The following is a 26805-nucleotide window of genomic DNA, read 5'->3' as shown; positions in this document are numbered from 1 at the left end:
TTCGTAATGATTTTTGGGTGCGCGGGCGAAGCCCGCGCACCCAAAAATCATTACCCGAGATCTATTGTCGTGTGGCTATTGAGGAGGGTTGGGGGCTACGCCCCCAACCCTCCTCGTCGTTTCAACCGTTGCCATTGGACTCGGCATCCACGGTAAAATACGTAAGCCTGCGATCGCAGGACGTTTTTTGCTCTATGCAACCCAAACCGTTGAAAAAAAGCTCCCCTCTCCTTCCAGATAATTTGCCATTGCGGGTGGTGTTGATTCTGGCATTTGTCGGTCAGATTGTCGGAACGGTGGGTCTGGTAGGGTATCTGTCGTTTCAAAATGGGCAAAAAGCGGTCAATGTGCTGGCAACCCAACTGCGCCGAGAGCTGACGGCTCGGATCGAACGCGAACTTAAAGGCTATTTTGAAATTCCCCACGAAATTAATCGCCTCAATGCCGATGCTCTGATCCACGGTGATCTGGATATCGTGGCGGCTGCCTATGGGGAAAGCCAACTGTATCAGCAAATGAAAATTTCACCGAATGTGGCATTAGTCTACTGTGGTAGCGCCCAAAGCGGTGAGTTTTTCGGGGTATTGCGATCGCCGGATGATGGTTCTCTGCAACTCACCTACAGCAACCAATCCACGAATTTTTTACGGCAATATTACAGTCTTAATGTGCATGGCGATCGCACCTATTTTTTGCGTCAGGTCGATCGACCCTACGACTCTCGGCAACGCCCCTGGTTTAAAGCGGCAGTCACGGCACAAAGCCCCACCTGGACAGATATTTATATTGCATTTACGACGGGATTGCCCAACATTACTGCCAGTCTGCCTATTTACGATCGCTTTGAGCGTAAGCTCATTGGGGTGTGTGCCACTGATGTTGTATTGCCCGAAGAATTTAGAAATTTTTTGCGAAATTTAGAGATTGGCAAGACGGGGCAAGCCTTTGTCATCGATCGCAAGGGGGATCTGATTTCAAATTCTACCGATGAGCCCTTGATGGTGGGCGACGGCGAAACTGCTAAATCACTTGCGGCTGTCGATAGTCAAGATCATCTGGTGCGGGGCACCGCAGACTTTTTGGTTCAGCAGTTTGGTAGTTTTTCAGCCATTACCCAAACCCAACGGCTTGACTTTCGCCTCAATGGCAAACGCCAATTTTTAGAAGTGGTGCCGTTTCGCGATAGCTATGGCTTGGATTGGCTGATTGTCGTCGTTGTTCCCGAAGATGATTTCATGGGACAGATCCACGCCAATACCCGTAACACCATCGTTCTATGTGTGCTGGCGTTGGGGGTGGCGATCGCCATTGGCATTCTCACCGGACGCTGGCTCACCCGACCCGTATTGGAAGTCTGCCATGCCTCCGAAGAAATTGCCAAAGGCAACCTATCGCAACAGGTGAATCCCTATCCCATTCGGGAGATGCGTAAATTAGCCGATTCTTTCAACAGCATGGCTAATCAATTGCAGACATCGTTTGCAGCCCTGCGGCAAAGTGAATCTACCAACCGCGCCATTGTCAGCGCTATTCCCGACCTGCTGATTCGGGCGACAGGAGATGGCACCTACATCGATATTGTGGGCAGCGATCGCCTGATCGGAATTCATAGCCTTAACCAATTTCTCCCCGGTTCAACTGTCACAGAGTCTCTGCCGCCCGAGGTCGCGGATCTGCGCTTACAATACATTCGCCGAGCTTTAGAAACAGGCGAACTGCAAGTGTATGAACAACGCATTCGGGTCAACGACAAACCCCAGGATGAAGAAGTGCGAATTTTGGTGTTGGGTGAAAACGAAGTCTTGATCATGGTGCGCGATATCACCAGCCGCAAACGTGCTGAAGACGCCTTACGGATTGCGGAGGAGAACTATCGCAGTATTTATGAAAATGCCTTAGAAGGCATCTTTCAATCTGATCCAGATGGCTACTTCATCAGCGTCAATCCGGCGATGGCACAGATTTATGGCTATGATTCACCGGCGGATATGGTTGCCCATATCACCGACATTTCTACCCAGGTCTATGTTGAGCCAGCTGACCAGATCAACTTCAGGCGGCGCTTAGCGGAAGCGGATCACGTCAAAAATTTTGAATATTGCGTCTATCGCAAAGATGGCAGCACGACCTGGATTCAAGAAGATACCCGAGCAGTACGCGATGATAGCGGTAATTTGCTGTATTACGAAGGCATCGTTCAAGATGTTAGCGATCGCAAACACCGAGAAGATGACCTCAGACGCCAATTGGCTGAGTTGAAGATCGAAATCGATCACAATAAACGGGCGACCGAGGTGGCTCGGATTACCGAAAGTGGTTACTTTCAGGAGCTACAAGAAGAAATTTCTAGCGTCAATTTAGACGAGTTTTGGAGTTAATGCTTTCCCAGTAGCGGCTTAAGCAGCAGATTATTCCACAACGATGTGCTTCAGCGATCGCGGATCTTCCACATATTTCGCGGCGTTGCGAATCTCAAAGGCAATGATCTTGTCTTCCACATCGTAGTTGATCGTAACGTCCGGTCGATCTTCACTAAAGTCTTCGACAACGGCATCGCGGAAGACGATCTGCAATACGTCAGTGGCGACGTCATAAATGACTTTCATAGATTCTCCTCCCCATTGATTCAACGCGTCACTGTGCGGTCTGGCAGTCAGCCCATGACCTGTCATCCCACCCGCATCCGTAGATGCAATTATGCTTGCCATCATACTGATGTATCATCTCTTTCACTGTAGTCCATCTTGCCGATTTGGGCTGACCCGCGATCGCGATCGGATCGGTTATCCTCTGCCATTTACCCTTAAGCTAATTTTCAAATGACCCTTTAATGCTTAAAAATGTTAAAAAGCCTTGATTTTTCAAGGCTTTTTGATTTGTATAGTTTCTTGAACTGCGGCTATTTGCAGTTATTTACTGCCAATCAAGAGACTATTTTTAAGCAGAATTTAAGCAGATGGATGTTCTAGGTAGAATTGCTCAAGCTAACGGCAGATTAAAGGCTCATAGAGTAGGAGTAGCAATTCAGCAGATAGGTGAAAAACTCTATTTGGTTGCGACCTTTCCACCCAAACCTGGTTCTTCAAAGACCAAACCTTATCAGCAACGAATAGCACTGGGGATAGGTGCTCATCCTAAAGGTGTATCTTTGGCAGAAACAGAAGCGAGGAAAATAGGAGCGTTACTGGATTGTAAAGAGTTCTCTTGGGAACCCTACCTGGTTGCTCGGGGTTTAGTACCTCAAACCGTAGGAGATTGGATTAGCCAGTTTGAACAGCAACATCGTGACCAGATCTGCCAAACGACCTGGAACACAGAGTACAGGAATGTATTTAAGCAATTGCCAACTGACTCACCTTTAACGGTTAGTGTGTTGCAAAAGGCAATTTCACAGACAGAACCTAACACCCGACAACGAAAACGATTTTGTGTCAGCTTGAAGAAGCTTGCAGAGACAGCAGGTTTGGAAGTTGATTTTAAACAACTACAAGGAAACTACTCCTATAGAGGGGTTGACCCTCGATCATTGCCGACGGATAAGCAAATCGCAGAGTGGTTTCACAAAATCTCTAATCCCTCTTGGCGGTGGGTCTACGGGATGCTGGCAACATTTGGGCTAAGAAACCATGAAGTCTTCTTTCTGGACTTAGAAGATTTTCTCAACGGTGGACACATGGTAAAGGTTAAAGAAGGAAAAACAGGTGAGCGAATGGTCTGGGCATGTTATCCAGAATGGGTAGATTATTTCTGCTTGAGAGCCCCACAAATTCCATCTGTATCAGGTCGCAACCATTCAGACTATGGTCACCGAGTTACTAAACAGTTTGCATATTATGAATTTCCATTTTCAGCCTATGATTTGCGACATCGTTGGGCAGTGAGAACATTAGAGTTTGGATTGCCGACCTCTCTATCGGCTCAACAAATGGGGCATTCTGTAGCAATTCATGAAAAGGTATATCACCACTGGATTACAGCTGATACCCATCAGAGGATGTTTGACTCATTAATGATGAGAGCCGATCGCCCCCTTCCACCGCAGATATGACCCATCATTTCTCTATCCCGCAGGCAAAGTCTGCTAACCAGTGGTTCACCACATACACCACTTCCGATCGCCGTCTTTCCCGCTCCTGGATGCGATAGCGCTGTAAAAAATGGTCGAGGGGCCCCTTCTCGGGGTCAACAAGCCACCCCAGTACCGTCACAACAGACACCTCAAACGCCGAAGCCCAATGACCATCAGCCACATATCCCATCCAACCTTTAAGAGAACGCTTATACCGTCCCATTTTTTGTGGAGTCATATAAGTCCTCTTGACTTTGCTCAATCGCTTTTTGGCACCTGGTAGAGTGATAGCGGTAAGTCGGACGGATTGCGTAGGGGCTGATATTTCGCCAATGAATCCGGTGTTTGAGGATTCCCTGTGCTCGAAGACTTTGCAGGTGATCACGCGAGCAGCTCAAAATCGCACACATTTCAGTCGTGGTTTTCCAGTCTGAAGAGGCGCTTTGTGCCCGAGCTTTGCGTTTTTTTCCCATCACTCTTTACCTCCAAACGAGAGCACCAATTGTCCCAGCCGCTCTCGTTTGAGACGCCGTTTAGTTGCCATTGCTTTCAGGTCATAACGGCAATGGCAGACAGTACACAGAGCTTTTAAGTTCTCTTGCCTGCAATCAGAAGGGATGTGGTTGAGATGAGCCACCGTTAAAGTCCATCGCTGGGGATGCTCTGCAATTTCTGCCCACTGTTCACACGTATCCCGCCAATTACCACCAACCAGCCGATCGATGAAGTCGTAGAGGCTCTCACCTGGCATCCGGCAGTCTCTGCCACATTCCTCACATTTCCAGCCAACTTCAACCTTGATAGCCAGTGCGATCGCATCCCAATTTTTGGGATAACGGCTTCTATCCATTGGCATCAGATTTACCCCCTTGCTTTAACAACTTGAGTTCATTGGGCTGATACGTTCGGGTGATATACCAGCTATCCCCCTTCACTACAACGCCGTCGGCTGTTAGCTCAACGACCATGACAGGTTTTCCCGCGAAGCGCCCCACCAAAATTTCAACGCGATCGCCCACTGTCAAAAGAGGACTACCCTGATCACCCCTGATCATCTTTTTGCCCTTTTTCTGTACTACATCAGGGGGGGTGATCAGGGGGTGATCAGGAGGTTTATATTCAACAGTTGAATAGTGTTGAATATCTTGTTGAATAGGCGAAACATTCTCTATATTTGGGTTTGATCCCTGTGTGCCCCCACTATTCAACAAAACCACCCCCTCAGAAAGGTGATCAGGGTGATCAGCCTCAGCAAGAATCTCGCTATTGCAAGGGTTTGAACCCTGATCACCCCTATTCGACAGGGTGTTTTTTGGCGTTGTATTACGTGTAACATGCACAGGGGGCTGATCACCTTTTGCCTGATCATCAGAAAGAGAAGATATATTTTTTGTTGAATATCCCTCTTTATCGCTTTCACTGTCTGGGTTTTCGCTATTCAACACACTATTCAACTGTTGAATAGTGTTGAATAGCGCTAAGCGGTAGGTATATCTACGCCGCGTCCCCTCTTTACAAACCTTAAACTCTGCCTCATCTGTTGCCTGTAGCCTTGAAAGTTGCTCATAGAGAGACTTTTGAGGAATGCTAGTAGCTTCATGAATTTGTTCTAAGCTTGCTACTCCAACCTGCTTTAGGTAATCAATAATCTGCTCTCTCTGGGTGGGGTTGACTCCACCAGGTTTCCATTGCCCCAAAAGTTTCCATGTCCAGGTATTACCGTCCAAAACCACATTCAGGTCGTGCTTACCCCATCCGTTCTCGACCAACAAGCGATAATTGCGATCGCTTGCAGCAATGATGAGCGTGCCCCGGCAAACTGCCCGGATGGCGCTACTACCCCTCACGGTGTCAAAGATGTCGATCGCGTTGGCATTGTCTACGTTCACCTTGCCTGTATGGTGAACTAGCAGCACACAGCAACCCAAATCTTTCGCCATCTCCTGAAGTGGTTCAAGAAGCTGACTCATCTCTGCCGATGACTCGCTGATATTGGAGTCCTTAATTCTAGAGAGGGTGTCTAAAACAATTAACCTGGGGTCTAACTCTTCTGCTAGTTCTCGGAGGTGCCCAATTTCGGACAGTTTGAATTTCTGCATCCATGCGACAGGTAAGCCACGGCTCCAGCCCTGTGCAACTTCCCGTTCTTTCAACTTTGCTTCACCATCTTCCAGGCAGACATAGATCACCGTGCCCTGTGTGGTGGGTCTACCGAGAAAATCACTGCCCTCTGCCACTGCCTTTGCCAGTGTCATGGCTAACAAACTTTTACCCGCGCGTGGACCGGCTGCGAGCAGAAACAGTTCATCAGCCGTTAGCAACTCATCGACTAACCAGTCGGTATAGTCAGGTGCTCGATCCATTAGCTCGTCATTCCACACCAGGCGCGCCCTAAGCGGGTTTTCTCCTGATGAATGAACTTTAGATTTAACTGCCGTCTCTGCTGTTTCAGTTGCTTTGCAGAAGGCTTCTAGACTAAGCCCCTGATTCAGAGCATCGGATACATCCCATCCTTTTTTGGGGTTCTCACTACTGGGTACCCTGGCTATTTTGCAACGTTGCCCTAATGCCTCAGCAACTTTCAGCGCTCCCTTTACCCCTGGCTCATCCAGGTCGTACCAGATGATGACGGTTGCTCCGGTTATGCGATCGCATTCACCTAATGGAGGAACATTGCCTGCGCCGCAAGTAAAGGAACAAACTTGTATGTTATTTTTCAGTTCAGAATGACGTACAGCCCAACCCAACATCATGGCATCCCACTCACCCTCACATAGCCATGTTTGGGTGGGTGACTCTGGCTGATGGGTGATAAACACCTGTTGGGGAATGCCGTATTGTGACCAGGGTTTATAGTCTGGCAAGTTACAGACTGCCTCATCCCACGGTGCAACTCGCTTTTTTAACCAATAGGCGGTGCCATCAGAGTTAGGCAGGGGGATGGAAATTGACCATTGCATTTTTTCACCCACCCGCGATCGCACTGCACCCAGACGGTAGTGCACCATCATCTCTGGTGTGATGCCCCGGTTCATCAGCCATGATTTAGCCGATTCGCCATACTGCATCAGTTTTTGATGCGCTTCGCGCACCTTTTGCGGCGAAACGGTGACAGTTTTGCCCGCCGGCGATGGGATAGGCTGTGCCAGTGCCGCTGGAATTTGCTGAGGTTTAGGACTGCCCAAAGCCTCACGAATTTGTTGAGGTGTACACCCCCGATGACACTTGTAAGCCCCCTCTGCCCCTGGCACCAAGGCTAGATTTTTGCCCCTAGTTTTACCCTCTAACGCGCAACAAGGGCAGATTGCTCTACCCTTATTGTCGAAATCGACATAATCTTTAATGTTGAATACCATTGTCCCTACTCCATACTGAATGGCTGGGTTGTGTGCCCACACAAAAGGGGAGATGCTGATCGCGTCAGCATCTCCCCTTCAACTATTTACGGATGAAGCTTAAAGACTGAATTTGGGCTGCACATTGGTTGCGAGCGCCTACACCATCATTGCTTTCCCGATCGGTATCGAGTTGAAATGACAAATTTTGAATTTGCTGATATGCCGTGATCAGAGAAGCCTTTAACGCCTGTACCTGATTCTCTAACCGTTCAATCCTTTGCAATACGTCATCACTCATGAGTGACTCCTTTCCCCTTAAACACTTGGTTAAACACTTGTTGCCACGCTTGATCGATAATTTTCTGTTGCGCCGGTGTACGGCTGGGTGCTGGATCATTTGCCAAGATGTCCGCCGCTTGACTTGCCAAATTAGGGTCAAGCCCTGCCCTCACCATCTGCTGTTCATAGATTTGTTTAAGTTCCATGGCTAGTAAGAACTCTTTTATTGCTTTAGGCTCAAACCATTGAGGTATCTCAAACAGGCTCAGTCATATTGCCTACTTCCCTGGCATTCGCCATCAATGCCTGCCAAACTTGATCGTTTCCTCGCTCATCCGGATGACATCGAGGAGATTCTCAAATGTTCTTACGCTTCACTTATGCCAAGGGCACCCATAACTGGGTGCCCTTTTTGCGTTTGGCAGTATTTCACCTCCTTGAACATGCGATATCCGTGTTTTGGCTTTTGGAAAATTGCCAAAAGCGCTAGATGATTGGGTATGCAGTGCAGGGATAGACCGCTCAGTCAGAATCCTGCACCGATGTCCAGCCGGAAGTAAGAAGTTTTCTTCCGGAAGTTTACTTCTGATATGATAGGTGAATAAGCGTGAAAAGAGAACAACAACGTTGAAAAGCTTGATAGAACGTGCCAACCTAACCCAACGTCAACTCAGTGAACAAATTGATGCAACTGAGCGAACTATCAACGATTGGATTCGTGGGGTTTCATTCCCCAGGTTGGATCGAGCTGCTGCGCTAGCAAAAGCTTTAAATGTTTCTCTCAATGAGCTTTGTGAAAGTTTGGGAATTTCAGTGGATGGAATTCCTTCCGATAGCCAAAGCGCTGAGCATGGTGACGACATGCCCAGCGCTAATTAAGGAGGTGATGTATAGACCAATAAGCCTGATTGTGCTTAGTCCCTGGGGATAGCTGCTATCTATCCCCAGGATTTTGTACCCCTACGAGATGAGGTAACAGATCCATTATGGCTAACTTATTTCCCGTCAGTCTGTTGACTGGCGTTATTTTTGTGGCTTCTTCCCTGGCTGTGCCAGGGCGAGCTACCACACTGCAAGAGTTGTTTGGCATGGATACAAGCAGGGGCACTGTACGTCGATCGACCGTGCAACGGGTCAGTACCAGTCCCCGGCAGCCACAACATCAAATTCAGCAGCTCACCCCCATCACGCGCCCCGGTCTGAGGTATGCCAATGACCTGGCTGGCAGCATCGATGCCAATGGCTACTACGATCGCCCTTTTACACCAGAGCAGTTTTGGGGTGTGAGCTTACCCGACGGCGATTACAGCGCCAAGATGTTTTGGGAAGGACACCAGGTTAGCCCGGTCAGGCGGCGGTTAGCAGACGGCACTATTTATTTTGAGTTGCCACCTAACACTGTCAGGGTTAATACCCCTAATGGACGGCAATGGTGGGATATGGCTGAATCGAATTCGGTAATCTTTGAAATTCGTGAAGGTCGGGTTCGTCGTCAGCGCTACAGCTTTGAGTGACAAGTTTTAAGGAATCAATTCATCATGCAAAACAATAAAACTTGGATTTGGGAATCCAACGATGCACAAGGTAACTTCTCTGACCTGAATTCTCAACATGAATATCAAGTTGGCAATCTAACAGATGCTGTGGAAGCAGAGACAAACGCAATTGATAACGGTGAGGAAGTCATGTGGTTAGATGCATCCATAGACCCTAACTTGGTCTATGAAGTTGAGCCAGGTCAACAGTTCGCTCGCTGGGAATCCTCTGAGGATGGTCAAGGTGTTGATTATCCACGTCGGAGGGATTGAACGATGGGATGGACATTTTTTGCCAATCAAGCTGAACCTGAGGATCAAGGTGGTTTTTGTGATACGGGTTCTGAAATTCACTACCAGAATCAGTCAAAGGATGAAGCACTCAATCGTGCGGCGATCGCCGAAGAAAGTGGGGCAGATTCAGATGTTCGATATGACTACAATGTAGGGAGTCCCAATAATCTTCCAGATGACACTCGTTTCAATACGACTATTCTGGAAGTTGATGACCAAGGATTTTATTACCCTCCTCAACATGGACCAAAAAAGGGTTAGAACCATGACAGAAACTCAGAACAAGTTAGCGATCGCTGTGGCAGAAGAAACCTCGATTCGCGCCATTCGCCGCCGGACAGGGTTCAGCAATAGTCACATTCTTGCCTACCTCAAGGCACATGACAAGTGTTCCGATAGACCCAGAATCATAGAAAAAGCTGCTTAACCCAATTTTTCTCAGCAACATTGCTCCCTACAAAAACCCCGGCAACTGTCGGGGTTTTTCATTGGAAACTGTCACAGTGACACTGGGGACGAATGGGGCATTTATTCTCAATAGCTCATGGGCACTATAAAAGAGAGCACTTTTAACATAGGTAAGAGTGGTCAATGTCAGTTTGAAGGGTTGGTATAAACTTATGCATTATCTATTTTGGTTGCCTAACCACAAAGCATGGCTGAAAACTTTGAAATTGCTTTTCCCAACGCTATTAGGCACAGGAGTTTTAGTTGGTTACTTTTGGGTCTTTATAATTGCATCGATTGCAGTTTTCATTGGTGCCAGGAATGATCCTAGTATGTCCGTTCCGGCTTTGCCTACAACCTTTTTACTTTTGGCAGGATTATTTATACTGGCTAGCTTTGTCTGGTATCTCTTACTGGGTTTTGTGTGGAAATGTAGTTTGAAATTATTTTGGTCTAAACCCCCTAAGTGGTTGAGACCCGGAAACTCTTGGAGAAAAGTTTTAAGCAACTTTGTCATTTGCACTCTTTCAATGTTCCCAAGTATTCTCATCATCTGTATTCAAGTCATTCATATTGCTTTAACTCCTGATAGTTATGATGATTTCAGACTTAGATCTGGGAAGCTTTCCGATCAAGATATTTTATTGCTCACAGCATTATGGTTTGTTACCGCTACGTATTTAAATCACTGGGGAAGCTGGAAATCCAAGCAAAATAAATCTTCGAATTTAAATGAAACTGATATGAATTTGAATACACTTAAAGGAGACATGGGGCTACATAAAATGAAGCGACCAAAACCAGATAATTCAAATTCATGAGCTGGACTAGCAACGGTTTTTTTAGAAATGCCAACATAGTCAATCTGTTAAACTCTGCCAATGGGAATGAATTGATTGACTTGTATCAGCCTGGAACTTTAAACCCTGCTAGCTTGGCTGAAAATGCCAGATATTCAGGGTTTGTAACAAGCCTGAGACTTGTGGTTGACCTGACCTCAATTGCTGAAATTGAATTTCCTGATCGAGAGATTGGGATGAGCAATGATGAATACAACTCTCTGTTGAGAGGTATGAGCGTTGCCAGTCCTAAAAAACAGTTGAATTTGTTTCTCAGAACGTCCGATCGCCCTGCGACGAAGGTAGGCAGTATCTATCTGTTCAACCGTAGACCTTATTACACGGTTGATTTGCTCAGGTTTCTAACTGATGCAACTGCGTTTGATGTTGCCTCGGATGCAGCGATCGCTGTCCAGGTCGTTAGCGTTGGGTTTGGTGTTTTGACGGGCGAAGATAATATTTCTGTGATTGGTTCAGCCGTAGAGGAAGCAGAGAACACGGCTCCCACGCTGAACATTACAGTTGTGGGAGGTGGAAGCAACGGAAGTGGTGGAAGTACAGGTAATGTCGTTTTCACTTCTTCTGGAGATGTGGTTATAGACAGTCAAGGAAATCCGGTGACAGTATGACAGTTTTACACTCTGATCTAACGGGACCAGAATTGCACGGGTCTAAAATCTCTATGGGGTTTCCCGATAGAGCACCGCTGTACAGCGGCGAGACTATGTTTGATGGACAATTGTTTTGGGTTGCGACGGGAACAACAATTTCGAGCTGGAGAACTTGTTTCCCTATATCCACATTTTCTTGGGTTGCTAAAACTTCTGCTTATCAAATCCCTGCAAATTCAAGTGTCACGAAAGCAACGCTTTATTACTACGACTGTCATCAAGCTGATGCTGATGCTAACGCCAATTCATTTGAAGTTTTACATAGTTGGAGTGTTGGGGTTGATTGGCGTGAAGGATGCCCGATCAACTTCACAGATTACATCCAGCAAAAAGGGACTGGCTGTTATGCATTTTTACTCAGCGGTAATGATGCTTATGGTCTAGCCGATCAGCCTGCTAGATATCAAACCTTACAGGTAAATTCAGCGCTACCCAATAATGCTGTCCAATCCTTTACATTCTCTGTAGATTTCATGGGCTGGAATGGAGTTCAGTACTCTTCCGTGGTTGGGTTTGAAGTAAACGATCCTTTTGCTCAGGTACTAATTGGTGTTACTAATGCAACTCCATGAAATTGTGTTTTTTTCTGGGTGTTTATCAGGATCAGAAGCTTGCCAAAAGATGTATTAACAACATCTTAAATGTGTATACCATTAAGCATGAAGTTGATCTGATTTGTTACTCAGATGGTGTAGAAAACACCATATTCAGAGAATTTTGTCTATCTCAAGAGGTTCACTATTTTGTAGGGAGAAGGATAAAAAACTCTTCCTTTGGTGGAGCCTGGATTGTTAGGATGCTCAATACTTTCCTTGATTTCAGCGATGCTGATCTATTAATCAGGGTTGAACCTGATAGCTGGATTCAAAGACGATTCTCATCCATTCCACAAGGAGATGTATTTGGTAATATTCGAAGTAATCAAAGCTTTTCTTATGTGCAAGGTGGATGCATGGGCATCACCCGATCAGCCTGCTTGAAAATTCTAGAATCAGGTTTTTTAACTGACTCTCTCTACACTCATTTTTCATATAACCGATATCAACCACCGTATTTACAGCCCAACGAAGACAGATCGTCTGACGATTTGATTGCTGTTGATGTCATTCTTTCTCACGCCGCACAAAGAGCACGATTGACATTAACTGAATGGGATGAAGTCTGTTGCTTTACATTTAGACAAGATTTAGACAACACTTTACTGGGAATGAGCCATACTGAAATCTTAGAAAAGTATGCTGTTCTTCACCCTCGTAAAGAGATATAAAAATGCGCGATCGCGTCAATGAATTTAAGTTTTACCCAGCTCAATTAAGAGGGGTAATTGACTTTCGATATCGGCATGTCAAACCGAAACAAAAACAGATGTTGAACTTTATGCCATCCAAACGGAAGGGAAGAGATGGCTAGAGAAGGAAGAGTAAGAAGTTCGCTGGAAGACGTTGGTTACACCTCGCAGGTCATGGGCGATAGTGCCTATGATTCGATGAGGGAATTAGCAGGGAGTGGAGCGACCTATATCCCCCCTGATGAAAATTTTCCTGCGGGTTATTTAGACCCTGCTGAGGGGGATCCACTGTATGAGCTTGATCGCTTCGAGAGAAGCGTTCAACCTTTTGACTTTACAGGAGATGCAGTCAGAGCGACCCGTTACACTACCAGCTGTAATGGATGTGATTGTGTTGCCTGCATTACAACCTACTCCCTGCCATTGCAAGTTATTTCTGAAATCTGCAATAACTACCGCAATCCTGATTGTCCCCCCGTTCCTCCCCCTCCCCCTCCTTCTCCTCCTGGCGCGCCTGGTCCGTCTGTCCCTCCTCCTTCTAGAAATCAGCATCCTGAAGGATGGGCAAATTGCCGATATTTTGTTCTGTTATCAAGCGTCAGTTCCACAACGAACTATCTAAACTTGGAAAATCCTCGGGTTGCCCGATGGTCAAGAGTTGCAGTTAGGGCAACCGATGTCATCATTCCCGTGTACGGTCCAATCGTCGATTTAGAATTTGTAGAACGGGGCGATGGGCTTTATGACCTGTATCTCGTCTGTATGGGAACAGGTGTATTGATCATCAATTTCTCAAATCAGACAGGTCAACCGGGCAGTCTATTTTTGTACAACCTTGAAATGCAAAATTGGCTGTATTCCATTTACAACGAAGAGTCTAGAGTTGTGATAAGGACTCAAGGTTTACCTATTCATCGGGCAATTTGGAGTCGTGGTAGAGGGCTTTTCCCCCGTTTGGATGCTGCTGGAGGATTTTTCACGTCTACCGATGTACAAAGGGTGTTGATCAAGCAATCAACATCTCGTGATTGGTACATTGCAGATATTCGACCAGCCGCCAGTATTGCCCCTTTCTCCTACCCTAGCGGCAACATAGCAGTCTATGGTAGTCCTTGCCCAGTTCCTCCTCCTCCCCCTCCTCCCCCTCCTCCTCCCAGGTGCCCTTGTATGAGTTGTGGAAATGACGGTTGTAGTTGTGATGATATTGCCACGTTGATCGATCGTAAGTTGCGACCGATTTATAAAATTTTGGGGTTTCCTCAAGGTCAAGACAATCCCAAAATTAGGTTTGATCCTGAAGAAGTTCTTAAGGCAATGGGTCAGTCTATCTACAGTGGTGATGAAACCCAGGAAGTTGAGGTTTATGACATTAAAGACTTGGTAGGAGCTTTAAGTTCATCTCTGTTTAGTCGAGCTGGCTATCATCGACTGCCTGCAAAGGTGCCACAGAGTCTTACTGGTGATAGAAGTAGAAACGACCTGATAGACATTCCTGATGCAATGTCTTGGCAAGAATGGCTTGTAAAACAGCTAGATGCCATTCTTGGACAGTTTCCAGTCAAAATCAAAGTCAAAGACGATAGTGGATCGATTACTGAACTTGAATTAAAGAACTTAGCTGAAGCGATCGCTGAACTGAGCGGGTTGAATTTGAGCATTGCATCTGATGCAGACTTCGCGGCAAATTTGGCATTGAAAGCCGTTGTCGAAGCAACCAAAGCAGGAACCGCTGCTATCATCGCCCAAGACTATGCCAAGGCTAATGCTCAATACTTAGGTTACAAAGGTAATACGGTGATGAGAGATATTAAATCTAGCATTACCCCTGGAAGAACAAAGAAGGATGAAATCTTAACATCTAGTAGTCAAAAAATTCCTGGATGGCGATGGGAAGGTGATGACAGCTTACAGGCAACCTTGAATCAACTGCTAATTGGCGTAGGGATATTAAAGGCAGCATTGGTTCAGTCATGGCAGCCTGGTGAACCTATAACAGGAGATGCTATTCGCCACGATCTTGACCAAGATGGTGTAGATGATGATGAAGCATGGCAAGAATTTTTGGCTGAGAGACGCAACCCGCCCGCCCGCAGGCGAGTAGAAGGAGTTCCAGACATCGATCTTACCGATTTATCAGATGCAGATACAGCCTCATGAACTTTTCAACGATCGACGTAGCATTTTCTGTATTAGAGTCTACCCGTGTTAGACAAACTGTTGGGGAACGGGTCTTTAATACCAGTATTGATCCACCCAGAGATGAGAATGGGGTGGTTGGTTTTTTAAGTGGTTTGCTGGGTGGATTGGGGCGATTAACTGGGTTTATTTGGAGGACTATTAGTTGGCTGTTTAGCCTAATCAACTGGGGTGAGTTATGGGGAACAATCCAAGAGGCAACCTATGCAGTCCTGTACTTTGACTGGAATCAAAGTGATGCAACCGTCAGGCAGCAAATATCAGCCAATAACAACTCAATGGCTCAATTGCTGGGGAGATTTGCAGGTAGTGGGATAATTCGACTCGCATCCGTTGGAGTAGCTGCTGGAGTGGCACTTCAGTATCCCGTAGTTGCCGGAAGGATAGCGTTAGAACTTGCTGAGGACGCATCTGGGCAAATTAGGGGAGAGTTTATTGGACTGCTACAAAGTATGAGACAACTTGCAATCGAAAATGCTTTGCTCAGTCTTGTACTAGGTTTTAGAAACCGTAGATGGTTTGGGCAAGATCCACGCCCGGATGATGGACCCTATTGGAGTTTTGCTGAAGGGATAGACCAAGGTGTTCAGGCTATTCCAATCGACGCTCTTAGAAACCTTGTAGTAGGTTTTTTGGAGGGCGCTGAAGACGCCTTTTGGGATGTAGGTTACATCGTTGCAAACACGCTAGATGATATAGTTGCCGGCTCAAAATTTGCCAACCATAACGACCTGGGACCGGAGAGAACCGTCAAGGTCGAACTGGATAATCGTACACAAGAAGCAATTGTTCTTGCTGGTCCTCAACAAATAGTTCAGCAATCAGTAGATCAGGCGATCGCAACCCATCAGATGGTTTGGAACCGGGATGTGGGGCAGATTGTAGGAATCCCTTCTGAAAGTTTTCCGCGCGCCCGACACATGGTTAGGCACCTGGTCATATGCTTTAAGGACGTCCGCCGTCCTCCCTGGCGACGGGCAGACGGTTCTAGAGCCAAAGAAGTCATGTACACCATCCCTGATGCCAAACGAGGACTATCTTGGGGTGAGTTGAAGTCGGCTGCAAGAGCGTTCACTTGGGGACCCTGGAGAGCAACCGCTAATTTAGATAACAACCGTCAGATGGCGGTTTATGGCTCATCACCAGCCGAAGCAGAAAGTCAACTTAGATCACTGTTACTCCTTTCGACTACGAATATTGTCACTCTCTCCATTTCAGAGGAACGAATTACTAACCCAGCATTGGTAAAACATCCCACCCAGGTTTACCCAGCCTATGCAAATCTGGTAACTGCACCAACAGACTTTCAAGGTGGTCCAATATCAGGTAGTACAGCTTACCGCAGAGAAAGACGCAGAATTCTGCTGTGGACTGATTCGGAACCCGACGATCTGGGTTCACTAGGGTAATTTTCAATTCATAAGAAATTTGAATCAGTTAAGCTCCGTAGTGTACGTAAACAGACGTGCGAAGGAATTAGGATTTTGCGGCACCCTAAGGGGGGTGGACATCCTGTGAAACCATTTGAAACCGTTGAAAACGAAGGATTAAAGCCGTTGAGAACTCCGCAAAATTCACGAGTCTAATACCTCAATCTAGAGCCAAAATAAAAGTCATGATTTCTTATGAGAAGCAATGGCAGCAGTAACGGATCTCACATGGGACCAACTTGAAGCGGCATTGGGCACCCAAGGGGCTGTTTCTTGGAATGCGACAGACGGCATCGTTATCAAGGTTGGCAAAATTACAAGTGACACCTACACAGGTATGTCTGAGGAAGGTGTTGTTGAGTTTATGCACAAATTGCGAGAAGCCTGCTCATCCGCCCAATCTACAGTCAATTTGAATAAGTCTGTAGGAGAACGATTAGCAACGTTTCCGCCTGCTAGTTCGGGTGCTCCTGTCAGTGGTTATGTCACCGTTACTCAGTCCATTGTTTCTCGCATTCCGCTCAACATGAACACCATTATTGGATCTGTGATTTAGGAGTAATCAACATGGCTCGTAACCGTGGTGCAACCACACCTGTATTCGTAACCATTGGAACAATGAAATACGGCTTCAATGCTGGAGCAAACTCTGCGGCATATCGAACTGCCTTGGGACACACGCTTTACACTAACCAAGCTGGCGTTTTCTTTGGTGCCAATAGTCCAAAACCTAACCGCGCCGCTAAAGTTTTCACGAGCGGTACAGTGGCATCCTATTGTGACCCAGCCGAGGAAGCTGATTTAAGGGCTGATGATTGGGTTGTCACCAGGTCAGGACGTAGACGAGGGATTAAAACAGCCGGACGTACCCGAACTGTGTTTGTTGAGATGCCTGGTAGTTATAACTATGCCTGGAACATTACAGCCGCAGAGGCAAGCAGTCTTGCTACAATTCTGGGTTTCACGTTGGCGACAGGAACTACAGCAAATTTAGTATGGGGTTCTTCTCCCAAGCCACCACGGGCAACTAAGCGAGTGAGTGGTTCTAGCACTTCTAGTTTTATCGAGCCTCGCCCCGCTATCATCAATGCTGCGATCGCTGATGGATGGTCTGTCTCTGGTGTTGATTACGATCTGTTGCCGGATGTCTGATGAATAGGCGTTTAATCTTGCCAGGTGATCCTGAATTTAATTCAACCCTGGCAGCTCCCCCTCCTAATTGGCGTGAAGTTGCTGCTAGAGATGGCAGCAACTATGCCTTCGTTGTTCAACCGGGCAGTGGCATTGCTCGACCTGTGACGATGGCAGAATTAAACGATTATCTTTATGGGGGTGAGTATGACGAACGATTAGAGGAAATTGACCAGGAAGAGGATCTAGAAGACGAATGAGTTGGGCGAGTGTTGCCACGATAGAACTAAACAGTAACTGGCAGTTCACACCCTCCGTTGTAGGGGAACTGTTTAGAATCCATCATGTCACCTCATCACCTCCACTGTTTCGTGGGCTTGTCTGTCAAGCGAACGCCGGATCTTTGGGTGCTGAGCTGTTTGAAATTCGCAGTCTCTACGCCAAAACTGAAATAGACGTCTTTGAGTTCATTGCTCCATCTGCCTTTAGCTCTCGTACCCTTGGGTTTAAGAGGACTGACAATTATTACAACCCTTGGTCTATAGAAATTGAGGTTTGGACTGGTTTTTTTTCTAAATACCTAACTCCCTTACCAGGTGACTTAAAGCCTGTTCTGAGAAGCATTTCAGGCAATACATACACCGATGAGTTAGGTTGGCTCTGGTTATTGCTTAATGGACAAACGATAGGAAATTCCGGTTCTGGAGCAGGAACAGCTGATCAAAGAATGGAACTGTTATTTAAATCTCTCTGGTCAATTAATACGCTCGCAGTATCAGGGGGAAGAGGAACAAACGCCAATGTAGATTGGAGTGGCAACAAAAGACTAACGTTGCCAGACGCCAGGAGCAGAACTCTAATTATCGGGGGGCAAGGAACCGGACTATCAAACTATACGTTGGGTTCACTGGCGGGGCTTGAGAATGAAACTTTGAACCTGCTACAAATGCCCAAACACTCTCATTCGGGAAGTGCGATAGCATCTGGAGGACTGCATACTCACACAGCGAGCACAAACACAGAAGCAAACCATAGTCATGGGTTAGCAGGTAATGCAGATGTTCCTGTCACTGGATCAGGATATCGTGTGACGGGTGCAGGAACTGATAGACAAACAGGGCTTGCTGGCAGCCATAGCCATTCAGTAACAGTTGTTTCCAGCGGATCTCATAGTCACGGACTGACGATCGCAGAGGATGGAGGGACAACCCCTCTTAGCAAAATTCAACCTTCATTAGTGTGTAATTGCTTAATCGCGACAGGGAAAAAGGCTTAGGATTATGGACCCTCTCCAATTAGTCATCACTGTTGTAGGGCTGTTGCTCTCAGGTTTGGGAACCTATGTCACTACTTCCGGCTTTTACCAAAAGCAGCGTAGAGAGGATATGCAGCGGTTTGCCGATTCCAAAACCAAAGAATATGCCGCTGAAAGAGACTTTGAACATCTCAAACGGAACTATCAGCAACTACAAGAGTCTCTCGGTTATTTGACCAAAGAAATTCATGAGAGACAAGAAAGATTGGACGATCGGTTTAACAGAATGGAGCGCATCACCACAGCGCTATGGGCAAAGGTCAGTGATGGATCAATCTCTGATATTTTGGGGGGTCATAGACCAGAATAATGAGTCTATTTTTAGCTAATAAACCCCTGAATTTAAGCAAGCTTTAAGCAGTAAATTAATTAAAACCTTTGAATCCATTGCTGTATATAAACTTAAATTTTTTCAATAAAGGATCGGTTATCCTCACCCCCCGACTCAACCCCCACACGTCAGCATGAAAGAGACCCATCGATTGGTATGGAGGGTGACGTATGACAGGTTCAGTCAAAGAAAAAATTTCAGAAAACTTAGAGAAAGCAAAGGCAGAAGGCAATCTGCGAACCGAGCGTATTCGAGAAATCGTTCGCACAGCGATCGCGCAATCTGTGGATGAAGTCAAAGCCGGATCGGGAGAAGTCCGGTCTATGGTGCAAGAGGTGATCGCCACGGTGCTGTCGGTGCTGGGCGAACGAGGACAGAATGCTAAGGCAGAAGTAACTGCATCGATTGAAGGGGTTGTGGATGGTATCAGCCAGCGTCAACGCGATGAGATTGCGCAACAGCAAGCCCATGTTAACCAACTTCAATCTGAGGTCGATGCCCGAGAGCAACAACTAGATGCAGAGATTGAGGGTGCTCTGGTCGAAATTCAAGCGACCGCTGCCACCGAGACTCCCCATGATCTGAAATCGGTAATTGATGCTGCAATCAATGCGATCAAGGAACGGCAAGGATTTGCCTTAGTGCAACGGCAATACGAGAAGATCAAGCTTCAGCTAACGGCGTTGGACGAAAAGCTAGAGACTCGCTATGGCGATCGCTACGGCGAAGTGAAGCAATCGCTCGATAAAGCTAAGGTCTGGTATGAGACGACGAAGGCAGAATCAGAAGCTAGAGGCATTGATCCTCTCCAGCAAAAACAAGCTGAACTGGCAGAAAGATTCAGCGAGGTTGGCTCTGCCACGGCTCGTAAAGAACGGCTGATTAAACAACAATTGAAAGAACTCTGGCAAACCATTACTCAGCCGTAACGTGGCTTAGTTGTGCGATCTGATTGAATCCACAATCCTAAATCAGCTGAAGATCGGCGCGTTGCGAGAGGTGCACCTCTCGCAACGCATTAGGATTGCTATAGTCAAGGCGCATGTCCTCCGGACATGCGCCTTGACTGATGATTAAAATCCCGATTTCTGTAGAGTAGAAATCGGGATCTATCAAATATTAAAATCCCGATTTCTGTAGGGTAGAAATCGGGAGGATCGGACAAGGGTTGCCGATTTAATAGTTAGCTAGCACCCGGTGCTTGTCGCCGTTGCTGCTCTTGTTCTTTTTCGTCGAATTTAGCGATCGCCCATAGCCCGTGAATAACTCCGGGAACCCAGCCTAACAGGGTTAGCAAAACATTGATTACGAGAGTTGTACTGATACCGTATGTTAGAAAAATACCTACGGGAGGGAGCAAGATGCCTAGCAAAATTCGCAGAAATTTCATAATGTTCACTCACTTTGTTGACAACAAAATAGACGGGATTAAACATCGATTTGCCAAACACTTACATTAGAAAGAATATGCATTCCAATGAAGGCTTTTAGCATGGCTCACTCGATCTTCCTTTCTTAATTATAGAAATGAAAAACGAGTTTTTACCAAATCGATCAGGTCTTTGCTAACGGTTGAGCTTGCATCACAACGACTCGATAACAACTCTCAAAATCTTTGTGGTTCAAAGGCTTTGGTCTTTTTCTTAATGAGAATGAGTGTTGGGCAATTCTTAGCTACGTTAGCAGTGTTTATCTGAATAGCTCTCTATCAGTTTCAGATATATCTCGACACGATGACGTCTATCCAAAGAAATATCTACGGATTGAAATTTTTTACAGAACGAGGCTAATGGTTCGGTGGAATAAGGGATAGCAACGTACGGTAGTTAAATTGCATGGATCGTTGCTGATTAATCTTCTAAATAGTTGGCATAAATAGTTAACAATACATCGCTATATCCCACGAATGATTTGACCTCTATCTCTATCAGGTCAGACAAACGCTAATAAATATTGTTAGATTAGATGAAGATAGACTTAGTAATTTCTGGAATGACAATAAAGGCTCAATCAAACGCAATGAAATGCCGATTCCAGGTTGTCAAAATATAGTTCTTAAGCAAGATGTGCTTCGCCAAATAAAAGGTTTAACTGGGAGCATGGCGATCGCAGTTAGACTTTGGTCAATCTAGTCTATTGCTTTATTTCTAGCTACCTCGTTAGCCCAACAAGGCAGCTTCAATTCACTGATTAAATCTCTATTTGGAGGGTGATATGATTGGATTCTTTTTAACCACACTAATTACAGCACTCAGTCTATTGATCGTAGACCTGGTTGTGCCAGGGGTTGATATCTCTACATTCCCAGCCGCTTTAATTGCAGCGGTCTCAGTTGGCTTTGTTAACGCGTTTATCAAGCCTATTCTGTCAGTCCTCTCGTTGCCCGCTACATTCCTGACGCTGGGCTTATTCTCCTTCGTCGTTAACGGCATTTGCTTCTGGTTAGCATCTTTGCTGGTGCCCGGATTTAGCGTGCATGGGTTGCTAGCGATCATCTTAGGTCCAGTGCTGTTGTCCTTTGCCAGCACATTCCTTAACAAGTATTTTGCAGAAAAAGGGATTGGTCAATCTCTACCGGGACAGAATTCTAAGCCCGTGATCGAGGCAGACTGAGATTAAGGCTCATATAGGTGCCACGGCGCACCAATATAAAAGTTGGGGCGAGAAAGCAATGCTTTCTCGCCCCCAACTTTTATTTAGCCCGTTACCAGGGCTTTAATCGGGGATAACGGGTTTGAGAGACTTTGTTTCGGGTAGATGATGCACCAGGTGAGAGGACGATGTGTAGGGTTGGTGCAAGCGAATCAGTTGTGCCAGTGTTTTCTTCAGTTGGGTGCGCGGAACAACGATATCGACAAACCCGTGAGATAGCAAATATTCAGAGGTTTGGAAGTCATCGGGAAGTTTTTCTCGCAAGGTTTGTTCGACCACACGCCGTCCGGCAAACCCAATAGTAGCTTGTGGCTCCGCAATAATAATGTCTCCCAACATAGCAAAGCTGGCGGTGACACCACCTGTGGTTGGATGCGTCAAAATCGGAATGTAGAGCAATCGCGATTCTCGGTGTCGTTCCAGGGCACCTGAGATTTTTGCCATTTGCATCAAACTCAGCATCCCTTCTTGCATTCTGGCTCCACCCGAAGCGCAGACAATCATCACTGGTAAGCGTTCGCGAGTGCCTCGTTCGATTAATCGGGTCAGCTTTTCGCCGACCACTGACCCCATACTGCCACCCATAAAGCGGAAATCCATCACACCCAGGGCAACCGGCAGATTATCGAGTTGTCCTAATCCAGTAACGGCAGCATCGACTAACCTGCTTTTTTCCTGGGTGTCCCGAATGCGATCGCTATAAGACTTGCGATCGCGAAATTTCAACGGATCCACAGGTCTGAGGTTTTCGTCGATCGGTCGCCAGGTATTGGCATCGATCAATTGCTCAATCCGTTGAGCGCTGAACACCTGCATGTGATAGTTGCATTCCAGACAAACCATCTGGTTTGCCCGCAAGTCCTTGGTGTAGGTCAATACCCCACAAGTTTTGCACTTCGTCCACAAGCCATCTGCGATCTCTCGCTCTTGCCGTTCTTGGCTGATGGGACCTGATTTCCGCCGATTTGCAAACCAATCAAACAAGGACATGGGTTTTCTCGATCAAAAACTAAAAATTATATAGCGTTGCTTTAACTGATTTTTAATTATGGCGCTATCTTTGATGGCGCAAAGCATCGCCACCTAACAGCTAGCAAAGTGTCACTGAGGCTATGAATACTATTGATGAAACGCAGTACTGAGATAAACTAGACTACGGAAATGATCTTATCAGGTCAGGAGACTCTCTAACTTAAACACGGATGTGCCGAGGAGACATCGGTGGATAAAGGGAAAAGCGATCGCCCAGTCTAAAATTCTGCCAAAGCCTTGTAATACATAGGGTATTGATAATAGCTATGGCTACCCTACCCGCTACACAGCCGTTTTTAATGATAAACGTCACACAGTCTCAAGAGAACCATAAGGAGCATGGCTCTTGCTTAGGAATGGGAATTAAATAACTCCGATGATTTGTTGGAGGGGCGAACGGCCGTTCGCCCCTCCAAACGATTCAATATTCGATCTTATTTAATCCACGATCCTTAAGTATGAGAATTTATTTCAGCGCAACGTGACATAAAAAATGGAGTGTTCCTAACCGGAACACTCCACTTTTAGCTCCTTTCTCGATACCTGTAGCACCACGCGTTCAGAACTCGACGAGTGATGTGTTGAAACATTGTGCTCCGCGCAATGTTTCAACACAGTATCAGTTCTTATGCGATCGCATCTGCCTGACCTGTTAAGGCTGCTCGGTTTGCAACGAGCTAATTTGTTGGCGCAGCAAATCTGCGGTTTCTGTTTCACCTGCTTGTTCGTACAGGTCAGCGGCTTGTTGATAGTCGGCGATGATGGCAGCTTTTAGTTCTGGCGATAGTTCTGGTGGTTCCTCTGGGTTCATCGTGTCTGCATTCTCGGTGTAAAACAATCCCCAACGAGCTTCGGCACGATCTGCATAGGCAGAGGGTTGTTCAGGATCAAGGGCGATCGTTTCGGTAAATGCATCAACGGCTGCCTGATAATCTCCTTGCATATAAAGCTCCCACGCTTTGCCGTAGGACAATTCATAAGGAGTAGAGGGTTGAACTGTGATCGTATATTGACCCCCCTCACCAGAAAAAGAGCGCGCAAAAATCTTGTATTCACCCGTGACTGGCAGGGTCACGACGATCGCAGAATTGAGTGTTCGACCGTAGTCATCGTTGAACGCAATTTGCTGATCGTCCGGACCCCACAGTTCGATCACGGAGTCGATTTCATCGCTGTTCATGCGAATGGTAATAGACTGCCCCTCCGTGCCAGAGAAGGTATATTCATTTTGTGCAGGTTGCATCGTGCCCTGTTCTTGCAAAATGATTTCGGCACGCGCTGGCGCAGCAACCAGAAACAGTGATGCACTTCCCACCATGGCGGCACTAGCAAACAGTAGCCCTAAACGATTCGCTTGAAACTTCCAAATTTTCATAGAAAATATGACCTTAAAGTTTAGTATCTCAGTTGGCAAGACGATCTGCTGACGAGAACTATCCTGGCAACTGGGTTGACGAACAATCTGTGAAAACGATAGCGCTAGTCACCAAGCTTAAAACAAGAGGTGTGGAGGCTGCACCCCAAAAAAGAGGGAGTTTTCAAGAGTTTAAATCCCTTTTTGCGAAATAGGGTTCGCTGAAATAGTGACTTCACATTCTTGCCGTTGATTTCCTGACCAGGGACGAGAAATAAAATCCTAGTTTTATTGTGGCGTGGCTTCGTTACACCACCATAAAACTGTTTAAAGGGGTTATGAAATTTGATGGGAGTGCCACGCAAAGCGCGGCACTCCCATCAAATTTCATAATCTTGATCCCAGGCTCCGGCATTGGCGATGCCATAGTGAGATCGGAGCGATCGCAAAGGTTGATCTAACACCGTATCGGGATCGATATAGGCATCGATTTTTGGGTGTATTGTCAGCCCCTGTTGAACCCCTTGTACATATTTGCGGCAGACCTGAAAGGGATTGTAATAGGTTGCCCCCAGAGCTTTGCCGCGCAATGACAAACTCAAAAGTTCTAAAAACACGCCAAAGCTCTGAGCATAGTAATACCAGGGTCGATGCCAGGTAATTGCCGTCAGCAAAAAACCAATCAAGCGCAATTCTTGATCTAACTCAGTGCTGTAACCCGTCACCACATGCATGATGTCGTGGCGCAGCATATCGCACCAGGGGATGCGAATCATGCCGACCCAAAAATCTTGATCGCGGACGAAGGTTGGATTGGCCTGGTAATACCGTTCTAACCCTTGCCGTAAGGTCAACGATTCATCGGCAGTCGGGGAAACAACAGAAAAAGGCTGGCTAACAGGGCTGTTCATGGCTTGGCGACCGTGCATCGTTGCCCTATTGTGCAGAAGAAATGCCTGAACCTGTTGATTTTAGGAGCAGTTTGTCGAACTGTCACAGTGCCTGTTTCGGATTATCAATTCGGTTGAATTGCCCAGGAAACTGCTTCATGCCTTGATTTGCAGGAGTTCTAGGGATTCACGAGGTGAATGGCGATCGCTTTACCTCAAGCCAATTTTAGAAACCGTCACACTGGCACCGCTTCACCCCATAGCCGCTCACTACAGTCGAGTGACATGCCATTCCGGACAGTTTTTCGCTTCAACAGTTCCCCTTCCAAGTTATCAAATTCAAGTCATTCGGGTGGCTTGAATTCAATTGTTATCAAAGCATTATCATTCCCTTCAAAAAAATTAGAGGTTTTCTATGAGCCGTGTGTTTATTAACAGCATAGGCAAGTTTTTGCCGGGTGAGCCGATTAACAATGACCAGATGGAATCTTATTTGGGGCAAGTCAATGGACGACCGTCTAAAGTCAAGCATCGCATTCTTAAAAGCAATGGCATTCAGCAACGCTACTATGCTTTAGACGCACAACAGCAACCAACGTTCCTGAATCGAGAAATGGCAGCTGCGGCGGTGCGAGATGCCTTGTCTCACCTTGATTTAGAAGCGTCTGCGGTGGATCTGCTCTGTGCGGCAACTACCTGGTCAGATGTGTTGGTTCCCGGATTTGCCAGCATGGTGCATGGAGAATTGAGCGAACTTTCACCGATTGAGACACTGACTACCCATGGGGTGTGTTGTGCAGGCGTTTCGGCTCTGAAATATGCAGCGGCTCAAATTGAATTGGGCGAAAAACAAGTGGCGATCGCGGTTGCATCTGAACTGGCATCACGGTTATTTCGTAACACCAACTTTGAGGCAGAAGATAGCATCAAAGCAGGAAAATCTCTCGCATTTGATACCGAGTTTTTGCGGTGGATGCTTTCCGATGGAGCCGGTGCATTCCTATTACAAAATCACCCTAATCCCCATGGACTGAGCCTCAAAATTGAGTGGATTGAACTGATTTCCCATGCCAATGCCTACCCCGTGTGTATGTATGCGGGTGCAGCAGACGAAACTGCTCAACACAGCTGGATGAATTACCCGTCCTACGTTGCAGCCGCAGAAGCCGGAGCCATTAACCTGCGCCAAAATATTCGCCTGTTAGACAACGTGATCAAATTGGGCGTAGAAGGATGGTTGCGGTTGATTGACATGGGTCGGGTGCGTCCCGAAGACATTGACTGGCTACTGTGCCACTATTCCTCTCACTTCTTCCGGGGACAGATTGTGGAACTGTTGGAAAAAGCCAACTGCATGATTCCCGAAGAAAAATGGTTTACCAATCTCTACACCAAAGGCAACACAGGCTGTGCCTCGATTTACCTGATGCTAGAAGAACTGTTTTACTCTGGCAAACTGCAACCCGGTCAAAAAATCTTCTGCTTCGTCCCCGAAAGCGGACGCTTCACAACCGCTTACATGATGCTGACCGTGGTAGGGGCAGAGGTGAAGGGTGAGAGAGATGGAGCGGTGAAGGGTGTGAGAGATGGAGCGGTGAAGGGTGTGAGAGATGCAGAGGTGAAGGGTGTGAGAGATGGAGAGCTGAAGAGTGTCAGAGGTGAAGCGGTGAAGGGTGTGAGAGATGAAGTAGGTAAAGAAGATATTTCTCCCCTA

32 protein-coding genes are annotated in these 26805 nt (G+C 46.6%); 22 read left to right on the top strand and 10 right to left on the bottom strand.

Going from position 1 to position 26805, the window contains the following annotated elements; translation table 11 throughout:
* Positions 1 to 71: 71 nt before the first annotated feature.
* Positions 72 to 2378: a PAS domain S-box protein gene (locus ACR6Z4_RS16525; RefSeq protein ID WP_479718398.1), complete on the top strand. Its 2307-nt coding sequence runs from the start codon at positions 72 to 74 to the stop codon at positions 2376 to 2378.
* A gap of 30 nt (positions 2379 to 2408) precedes the next feature.
* On the opposite strand, the gene ACR6Z4_RS16520 is transcribed toward ACR6Z4_RS16525, so the two are convergent.
* A complete protein-coding gene (locus ACR6Z4_RS16520; RefSeq protein WP_479718397.1) occupies positions 2409 to 2711 on the bottom strand; it encodes a DUF2283 domain-containing protein in 303 nt (100 codons plus the stop codon).
* A 245-nt stretch (positions 2712 to 2956) separates the two neighbouring features.
* Between ACR6Z4_RS16520 and ACR6Z4_RS16515 the strand changes: the two genes are divergently transcribed.
* A complete protein-coding gene (locus tag ACR6Z4_RS16515; protein WP_479718396.1) occupies positions 2957 to 4048 on the top strand; it encodes a site-specific integrase in 1092 nt (363 codons plus the stop codon).
* Positions 4049 to 4052: 4 nt separating this feature from the next.
* Here the strand turns inward: ACR6Z4_RS16515 and ACR6Z4_RS16510 are convergent, their stop codons facing one another.
* The 5 genes from ACR6Z4_RS16510 to ACR6Z4_RS16490 all read right to left on the bottom strand — a co-directional run bounded on the left by ACR6Z4_RS16510 (position 4053) and on the right by ACR6Z4_RS16490 (position 7892).
* Positions 4053 to 4307 carry a hypothetical protein gene (locus tag ACR6Z4_RS16510; RefSeq protein ID WP_479718395.1) on the bottom strand — a complete coding sequence of 85 codons (255 nt, stop codon included), beginning with the start codon at positions 4305 to 4307 and terminating at the stop codon, positions 4053 to 4055.
* 234 nt (positions 4308 to 4541) lie between these two features.
* Positions 4542 to 4925, bottom strand: a complete 384-nt coding sequence (locus tag ACR6Z4_RS16505; protein ID WP_479718394.1) for an HNH endonuclease — start codon at positions 4923 to 4925, stop codon at positions 4542 to 4544.
* On the bottom strand, positions 4912 to 7425 hold the full coding sequence (locus ACR6Z4_RS16500) for an AAA family ATPase (RefSeq protein WP_479718393.1): 2514 nt from the start codon (positions 7423 to 7425) through the stop codon (positions 4912 to 4914). Before ACR6Z4_RS16500 ends, ACR6Z4_RS16505 begins: the two co-directional genes overlap by 14 nt.
* 82 nt (positions 7426 to 7507) lie before the next feature.
* On the bottom strand, positions 7508 to 7705 hold the full coding sequence (locus ACR6Z4_RS16495) for a hypothetical protein (protein WP_479718392.1): 198 nt from the start codon (positions 7703 to 7705) through the stop codon (positions 7508 to 7510).
* Positions 7698 to 7892 (bottom strand): hypothetical protein, encoded by a 195-nt coding sequence (locus ACR6Z4_RS16490; RefSeq protein ID WP_479718391.1) that lies wholly within the window; start codon positions 7890 to 7892, stop codon positions 7698 to 7700. The genes ACR6Z4_RS16495 and ACR6Z4_RS16490 overlap by 8 nt, the downstream gene beginning before the upstream one ends.
* 391 nt (positions 7893 to 8283) lie before the next feature.
* Between ACR6Z4_RS16490 and ACR6Z4_RS16485 the strand changes: the two genes are divergently transcribed.
* The 17 genes from ACR6Z4_RS16485 to ACR6Z4_RS16405 all read left to right on the top strand — a co-directional run bounded on the left by ACR6Z4_RS16485 (position 8284) and on the right by ACR6Z4_RS16405 (position 20092).
* A complete protein-coding gene (locus tag ACR6Z4_RS16485) occupies positions 8284 to 8565 on the top strand; it encodes a helix-turn-helix transcriptional regulator (RefSeq protein ID WP_479718390.1) in 282 nt (93 codons plus the stop codon).
* A 107-nt stretch (positions 8566 to 8672) separates the two neighbouring features.
* On the top strand, positions 8673 to 9200 hold the full coding sequence (locus ACR6Z4_RS16480) for a hypothetical protein (protein ID WP_479718389.1): 528 nt from the start codon (positions 8673 to 8675) through the stop codon (positions 9198 to 9200).
* Positions 9201 to 9224: 24 nt separating this feature from the next.
* Positions 9225 to 9494 carry a hypothetical protein gene (locus ACR6Z4_RS16475; protein ID WP_479718388.1) on the top strand — a complete coding sequence of 90 codons (270 nt, stop codon included), beginning with the start codon at positions 9225 to 9227 and terminating at the stop codon, positions 9492 to 9494.
* A 3-nt stretch (positions 9495 to 9497) separates the two neighbouring features.
* The gene (locus ACR6Z4_RS16470; protein WP_479718387.1) at positions 9498 to 9776 is read left to right on the top strand and encodes a hypothetical protein; all 279 of its coding nucleotides are present in this window, start codon (positions 9498 to 9500) and stop codon (positions 9774 to 9776) included.
* A gap of 4 nt (positions 9777 to 9780) precedes the next feature.
* Positions 9781 to 9942, top strand: a complete 162-nt coding sequence (locus ACR6Z4_RS16465) for a hypothetical protein (RefSeq protein ID WP_479718386.1) — start codon at positions 9781 to 9783, stop codon at positions 9940 to 9942.
* 193 nt (positions 9943 to 10135) lie between these two features.
* Positions 10136 to 10783 (top strand): hypothetical protein, encoded by a 648-nt coding sequence (locus ACR6Z4_RS16460; RefSeq protein ID WP_479718385.1) that lies wholly within the window; start codon positions 10136 to 10138, stop codon positions 10781 to 10783.
* A complete protein-coding gene (locus tag ACR6Z4_RS16455) occupies positions 10780 to 11430 on the top strand; it encodes a hypothetical protein (RefSeq protein WP_479718384.1) in 651 nt (216 codons plus the stop codon). Before ACR6Z4_RS16460 ends, ACR6Z4_RS16455 begins: the two co-directional genes overlap by 4 nt.
* Positions 11427 to 12044: a hypothetical protein gene (locus ACR6Z4_RS16450; RefSeq protein ID WP_479718383.1), complete on the top strand. Its 618-nt coding sequence runs from the start codon at positions 11427 to 11429 to the stop codon at positions 12042 to 12044. Before ACR6Z4_RS16455 ends, ACR6Z4_RS16450 begins: the two co-directional genes overlap by 4 nt.
* Entirely contained in the window at positions 12041 to 12739 is a 699-nt protein-coding gene (locus ACR6Z4_RS16445) for a hypothetical protein (protein ID WP_479718382.1), read from the top strand. Before ACR6Z4_RS16450 ends, ACR6Z4_RS16445 begins: the two co-directional genes overlap by 4 nt.
* A 135-nt stretch (positions 12740 to 12874) precedes the next feature.
* Complete coding sequence (locus ACR6Z4_RS16440; protein ID WP_479718381.1) at positions 12875 to 14917, top strand: hypothetical protein; 2043 nt, start codon at positions 12875 to 12877, stop codon at positions 14915 to 14917.
* Positions 14914 to 16365, top strand: a complete 1452-nt coding sequence (locus ACR6Z4_RS16435) for a hypothetical protein (protein WP_479718380.1) — start codon at positions 14914 to 14916, stop codon at positions 16363 to 16365. Before ACR6Z4_RS16440 ends, ACR6Z4_RS16435 begins: the two co-directional genes overlap by 4 nt.
* A 226-nt stretch (positions 16366 to 16591) precedes the next feature.
* Positions 16592 to 16942, top strand: a complete 351-nt coding sequence (locus ACR6Z4_RS16430) for a hypothetical protein (RefSeq protein WP_479718379.1) — start codon at positions 16592 to 16594, stop codon at positions 16940 to 16942.
* 11 nt (positions 16943 to 16953) lie between these two features.
* A complete protein-coding gene (locus tag ACR6Z4_RS16425) occupies positions 16954 to 17538 on the top strand; it encodes a hypothetical protein (protein ID WP_479718378.1) in 585 nt (194 codons plus the stop codon).
* Entirely contained in the window at positions 17538 to 17777 is a 240-nt protein-coding gene (locus tag ACR6Z4_RS16420; protein WP_479718377.1) for a hypothetical protein, read from the top strand. Before ACR6Z4_RS16425 ends, ACR6Z4_RS16420 begins: the two co-directional genes overlap by 1 nt.
* Complete coding sequence (locus ACR6Z4_RS16415; RefSeq protein ID WP_479718376.1) at positions 17774 to 18793, top strand: phage tail protein; 1020 nt, start codon at positions 17774 to 17776, stop codon at positions 18791 to 18793. Before ACR6Z4_RS16420 ends, ACR6Z4_RS16415 begins: the two co-directional genes overlap by 4 nt.
* 4 nt (positions 18794 to 18797) lie before the next feature.
* Positions 18798 to 19142, top strand: coding sequence for a hypothetical protein (locus tag ACR6Z4_RS16410; RefSeq protein ID WP_479718375.1), 345 nt, complete (start codon positions 18798 to 18800; stop codon positions 19140 to 19142).
* Positions 19143 to 19333: 191 nt separating this feature from the next.
* Entirely contained in the window at positions 19334 to 20092 is a 759-nt protein-coding gene (locus tag ACR6Z4_RS16405) for a histidine kinase (RefSeq protein WP_479718374.1), read from the top strand.
* 254 nt (positions 20093 to 20346) lie between these two features.
* Here the strand turns inward: ACR6Z4_RS16405 and ACR6Z4_RS16400 are convergent, their stop codons facing one another.
* Positions 20347 to 20553, bottom strand: a complete 207-nt coding sequence (locus tag ACR6Z4_RS16400; protein WP_479718373.1) for a YqaE/Pmp3 family membrane protein — start codon at positions 20551 to 20553, stop codon at positions 20347 to 20349.
* Positions 20554 to 21377: 824 nt separating this feature from the next.
* On the opposite strand from ACR6Z4_RS16400, the gene ACR6Z4_RS16395 reads away from it, so the two are divergent.
* On the top strand, positions 21378 to 21776 hold the full coding sequence (locus ACR6Z4_RS16395; RefSeq protein WP_479718372.1) for a phage holin family protein: 399 nt from the start codon (positions 21378 to 21380) through the stop codon (positions 21774 to 21776).
* Positions 21777 to 21878: 102 nt separating this feature from the next.
* Here the strand turns inward: ACR6Z4_RS16395 and accD are convergent, their stop codons facing one another.
* From accD to ACR6Z4_RS16380, 3 genes are all read right to left on the bottom strand, one after another.
* Entirely contained in the window at positions 21879 to 22805 is a 927-nt protein-coding gene (gene accD, locus ACR6Z4_RS16390; RefSeq protein WP_479718371.1) for an acetyl-CoA carboxylase, carboxyltransferase subunit beta, read from the bottom strand.
* Positions 22806 to 23499: 694 nt separating this feature from the next.
* Positions 23500 to 24222 (bottom strand): hypothetical protein, encoded by a 723-nt coding sequence (locus tag ACR6Z4_RS16385; RefSeq protein WP_479718370.1) that lies wholly within the window; start codon positions 24220 to 24222, stop codon positions 23500 to 23502.
* A gap of 359 nt (positions 24223 to 24581) precedes the next feature.
* Positions 24582 to 25130, bottom strand: coding sequence for a hypothetical protein (locus ACR6Z4_RS16380; RefSeq protein WP_479718369.1), 549 nt, complete (start codon positions 25128 to 25130; stop codon positions 24582 to 24584).
* A gap of 100 nt (positions 25131 to 25230) precedes the next feature.
* On the opposite strand from ACR6Z4_RS16380, the gene ACR6Z4_RS16375 reads away from it, so the two are divergent.
* Positions 25231 to 25452 carry a hypothetical protein gene (locus tag ACR6Z4_RS16375; protein WP_479718368.1) on the top strand — a complete coding sequence of 74 codons (222 nt, stop codon included), beginning with the start codon at positions 25231 to 25233 and terminating at the stop codon, positions 25450 to 25452.
* Between the two features lie 54 nt (positions 25453 to 25506).
* The coding region (locus ACR6Z4_RS16370) for a beta-ketoacyl-ACP synthase III (protein WP_479718367.1) at positions 25507 to 26805 on the top strand (1299 nt) is incomplete at its 3' end.

The organism is Calyptranema fuscum S582 (genome assembly GCF_055793305.1).
The sequence above is the reverse complement of the archived record's forward strand: the minus strand, read 5'-3'. Positions and strand labels throughout refer to the sequence as shown.

Coding starts and splice junctions, on each gene's coding strand:
- ACR6Z4_RS16395 (WP_479718372.1), top strand. CDS start 21,378: ATGATTGGATTCTTTTTAACCACACTAATTACAGCACTCAGTCTATTG.
- ACR6Z4_RS16430 (WP_479718379.1), top strand. CDS start 16,592: ATGGCAGCAGTAACGGATCTCACATGGGACCAACTTGAAGCGGCATTG.
- ACR6Z4_RS16480 (WP_479718389.1), top strand. CDS start 8,673: ATGGCTAACTTATTTCCCGTCAGTCTGTTGACTGGCGTTATTTTTGTG.
- ACR6Z4_RS16515 (WP_479718396.1), top strand. CDS start 2,957: ATGGATGTTCTAGGTAGAATTGCTCAAGCTAACGGCAGATTAAAGGCT.
- ACR6Z4_RS16435 (WP_479718380.1), top strand. CDS start 14,914: ATGAACTTTTCAACGATCGACGTAGCATTTTCTGTATTAGAGTCTACC.
- ACR6Z4_RS16420 (WP_479718377.1), top strand. CDS start 17,538: ATGAATAGGCGTTTAATCTTGCCAGGTGATCCTGAATTTAATTCAACC.
- ACR6Z4_RS16400 (WP_479718373.1), bottom strand. CDS start 20,553: ATGAAATTTCTGCGAATTTTGCTAGGCATCTTGCTCCCTCCCGTAGGT.
- ACR6Z4_RS16405 (WP_479718374.1), top strand. CDS start 19,334: ATGACAGGTTCAGTCAAAGAAAAAATTTCAGAAAACTTAGAGAAAGCA.
- ACR6Z4_RS16520 (WP_479718397.1), bottom strand. CDS start 2,711: ATGATGGCAAGCATAATTGCATCTACGGATGCGGGTGGGATGACAGGT.
- ACR6Z4_RS16495 (WP_479718392.1), bottom strand. CDS start 7,705: ATGAGTGATGACGTATTGCAAAGGATTGAACGGTTAGAGAATCAGGTA.
- accD (WP_479718371.1), bottom strand. CDS start 22,805: ATGTCCTTGTTTGATTGGTTTGCAAATCGGCGGAAATCAGGTCCCATC.
- ACR6Z4_RS16425 (WP_479718378.1), top strand. CDS start 16,954: ATGGCTCGTAACCGTGGTGCAACCACACCTGTATTCGTAACCATTGGA.
- ACR6Z4_RS16385 (WP_479718370.1), bottom strand. CDS start 24,222: ATGAAAATTTGGAAGTTTCAAGCGAATCGTTTAGGGCTACTGTTTGCT.
- ACR6Z4_RS16455 (WP_479718384.1), top strand. CDS start 10,780: ATGAGCTGGACTAGCAACGGTTTTTTTAGAAATGCCAACATAGTCAAT.
- ACR6Z4_RS16465 (WP_479718386.1), top strand. CDS start 9,781: ATGACAGAAACTCAGAACAAGTTAGCGATCGCTGTGGCAGAAGAAACC.
- ACR6Z4_RS16410 (WP_479718375.1), top strand. CDS start 18,798: ATGGACCCTCTCCAATTAGTCATCACTGTTGTAGGGCTGTTGCTCTCA.
- ACR6Z4_RS16500 (WP_479718393.1), bottom strand. CDS start 7,425: ATGGTATTCAACATTAAAGATTATGTCGATTTCGACAATAAGGGTAGA.
- ACR6Z4_RS16415 (WP_479718376.1), top strand. CDS start 17,774: ATGAGTTGGGCGAGTGTTGCCACGATAGAACTAAACAGTAACTGGCAG.
- ACR6Z4_RS16460 (WP_479718385.1), top strand. CDS start 10,136: ATGCATTATCTATTTTGGTTGCCTAACCACAAAGCATGGCTGAAAACT.
- ACR6Z4_RS16510 (WP_479718395.1), bottom strand. CDS start 4,307: ATGACTCCACAAAAAATGGGACGGTATAAGCGTTCTCTTAAAGGTTGG.
- ACR6Z4_RS16505 (WP_479718394.1), bottom strand. CDS start 4,925: ATGCCAATGGATAGAAGCCGTTATCCCAAAAATTGGGATGCGATCGCA.
- ACR6Z4_RS16440 (WP_479718381.1), top strand. CDS start 12,875: ATGGCTAGAGAAGGAAGAGTAAGAAGTTCGCTGGAAGACGTTGGTTAC.
- ACR6Z4_RS16490 (WP_479718391.1), bottom strand. CDS start 7,892: ATGGAACTTAAACAAATCTATGAACAGCAGATGGTGAGGGCAGGGCTT.
- ACR6Z4_RS16475 (WP_479718388.1), top strand. CDS start 9,225: ATGCAAAACAATAAAACTTGGATTTGGGAATCCAACGATGCACAAGGT.
- ACR6Z4_RS16470 (WP_479718387.1), top strand. CDS start 9,498: ATGGGATGGACATTTTTTGCCAATCAAGCTGAACCTGAGGATCAAGGT.
- ACR6Z4_RS16450 (WP_479718383.1), top strand. CDS start 11,427: ATGACAGTTTTACACTCTGATCTAACGGGACCAGAATTGCACGGGTCT.
- ACR6Z4_RS16445 (WP_479718382.1), top strand. CDS start 12,041: ATGAAATTGTGTTTTTTTCTGGGTGTTTATCAGGATCAGAAGCTTGCC.
- ACR6Z4_RS16380 (WP_479718369.1), bottom strand. CDS start 25,130: ATGCACGGTCGCCAAGCCATGAACAGCCCTGTTAGCCAGCCTTTTTCT.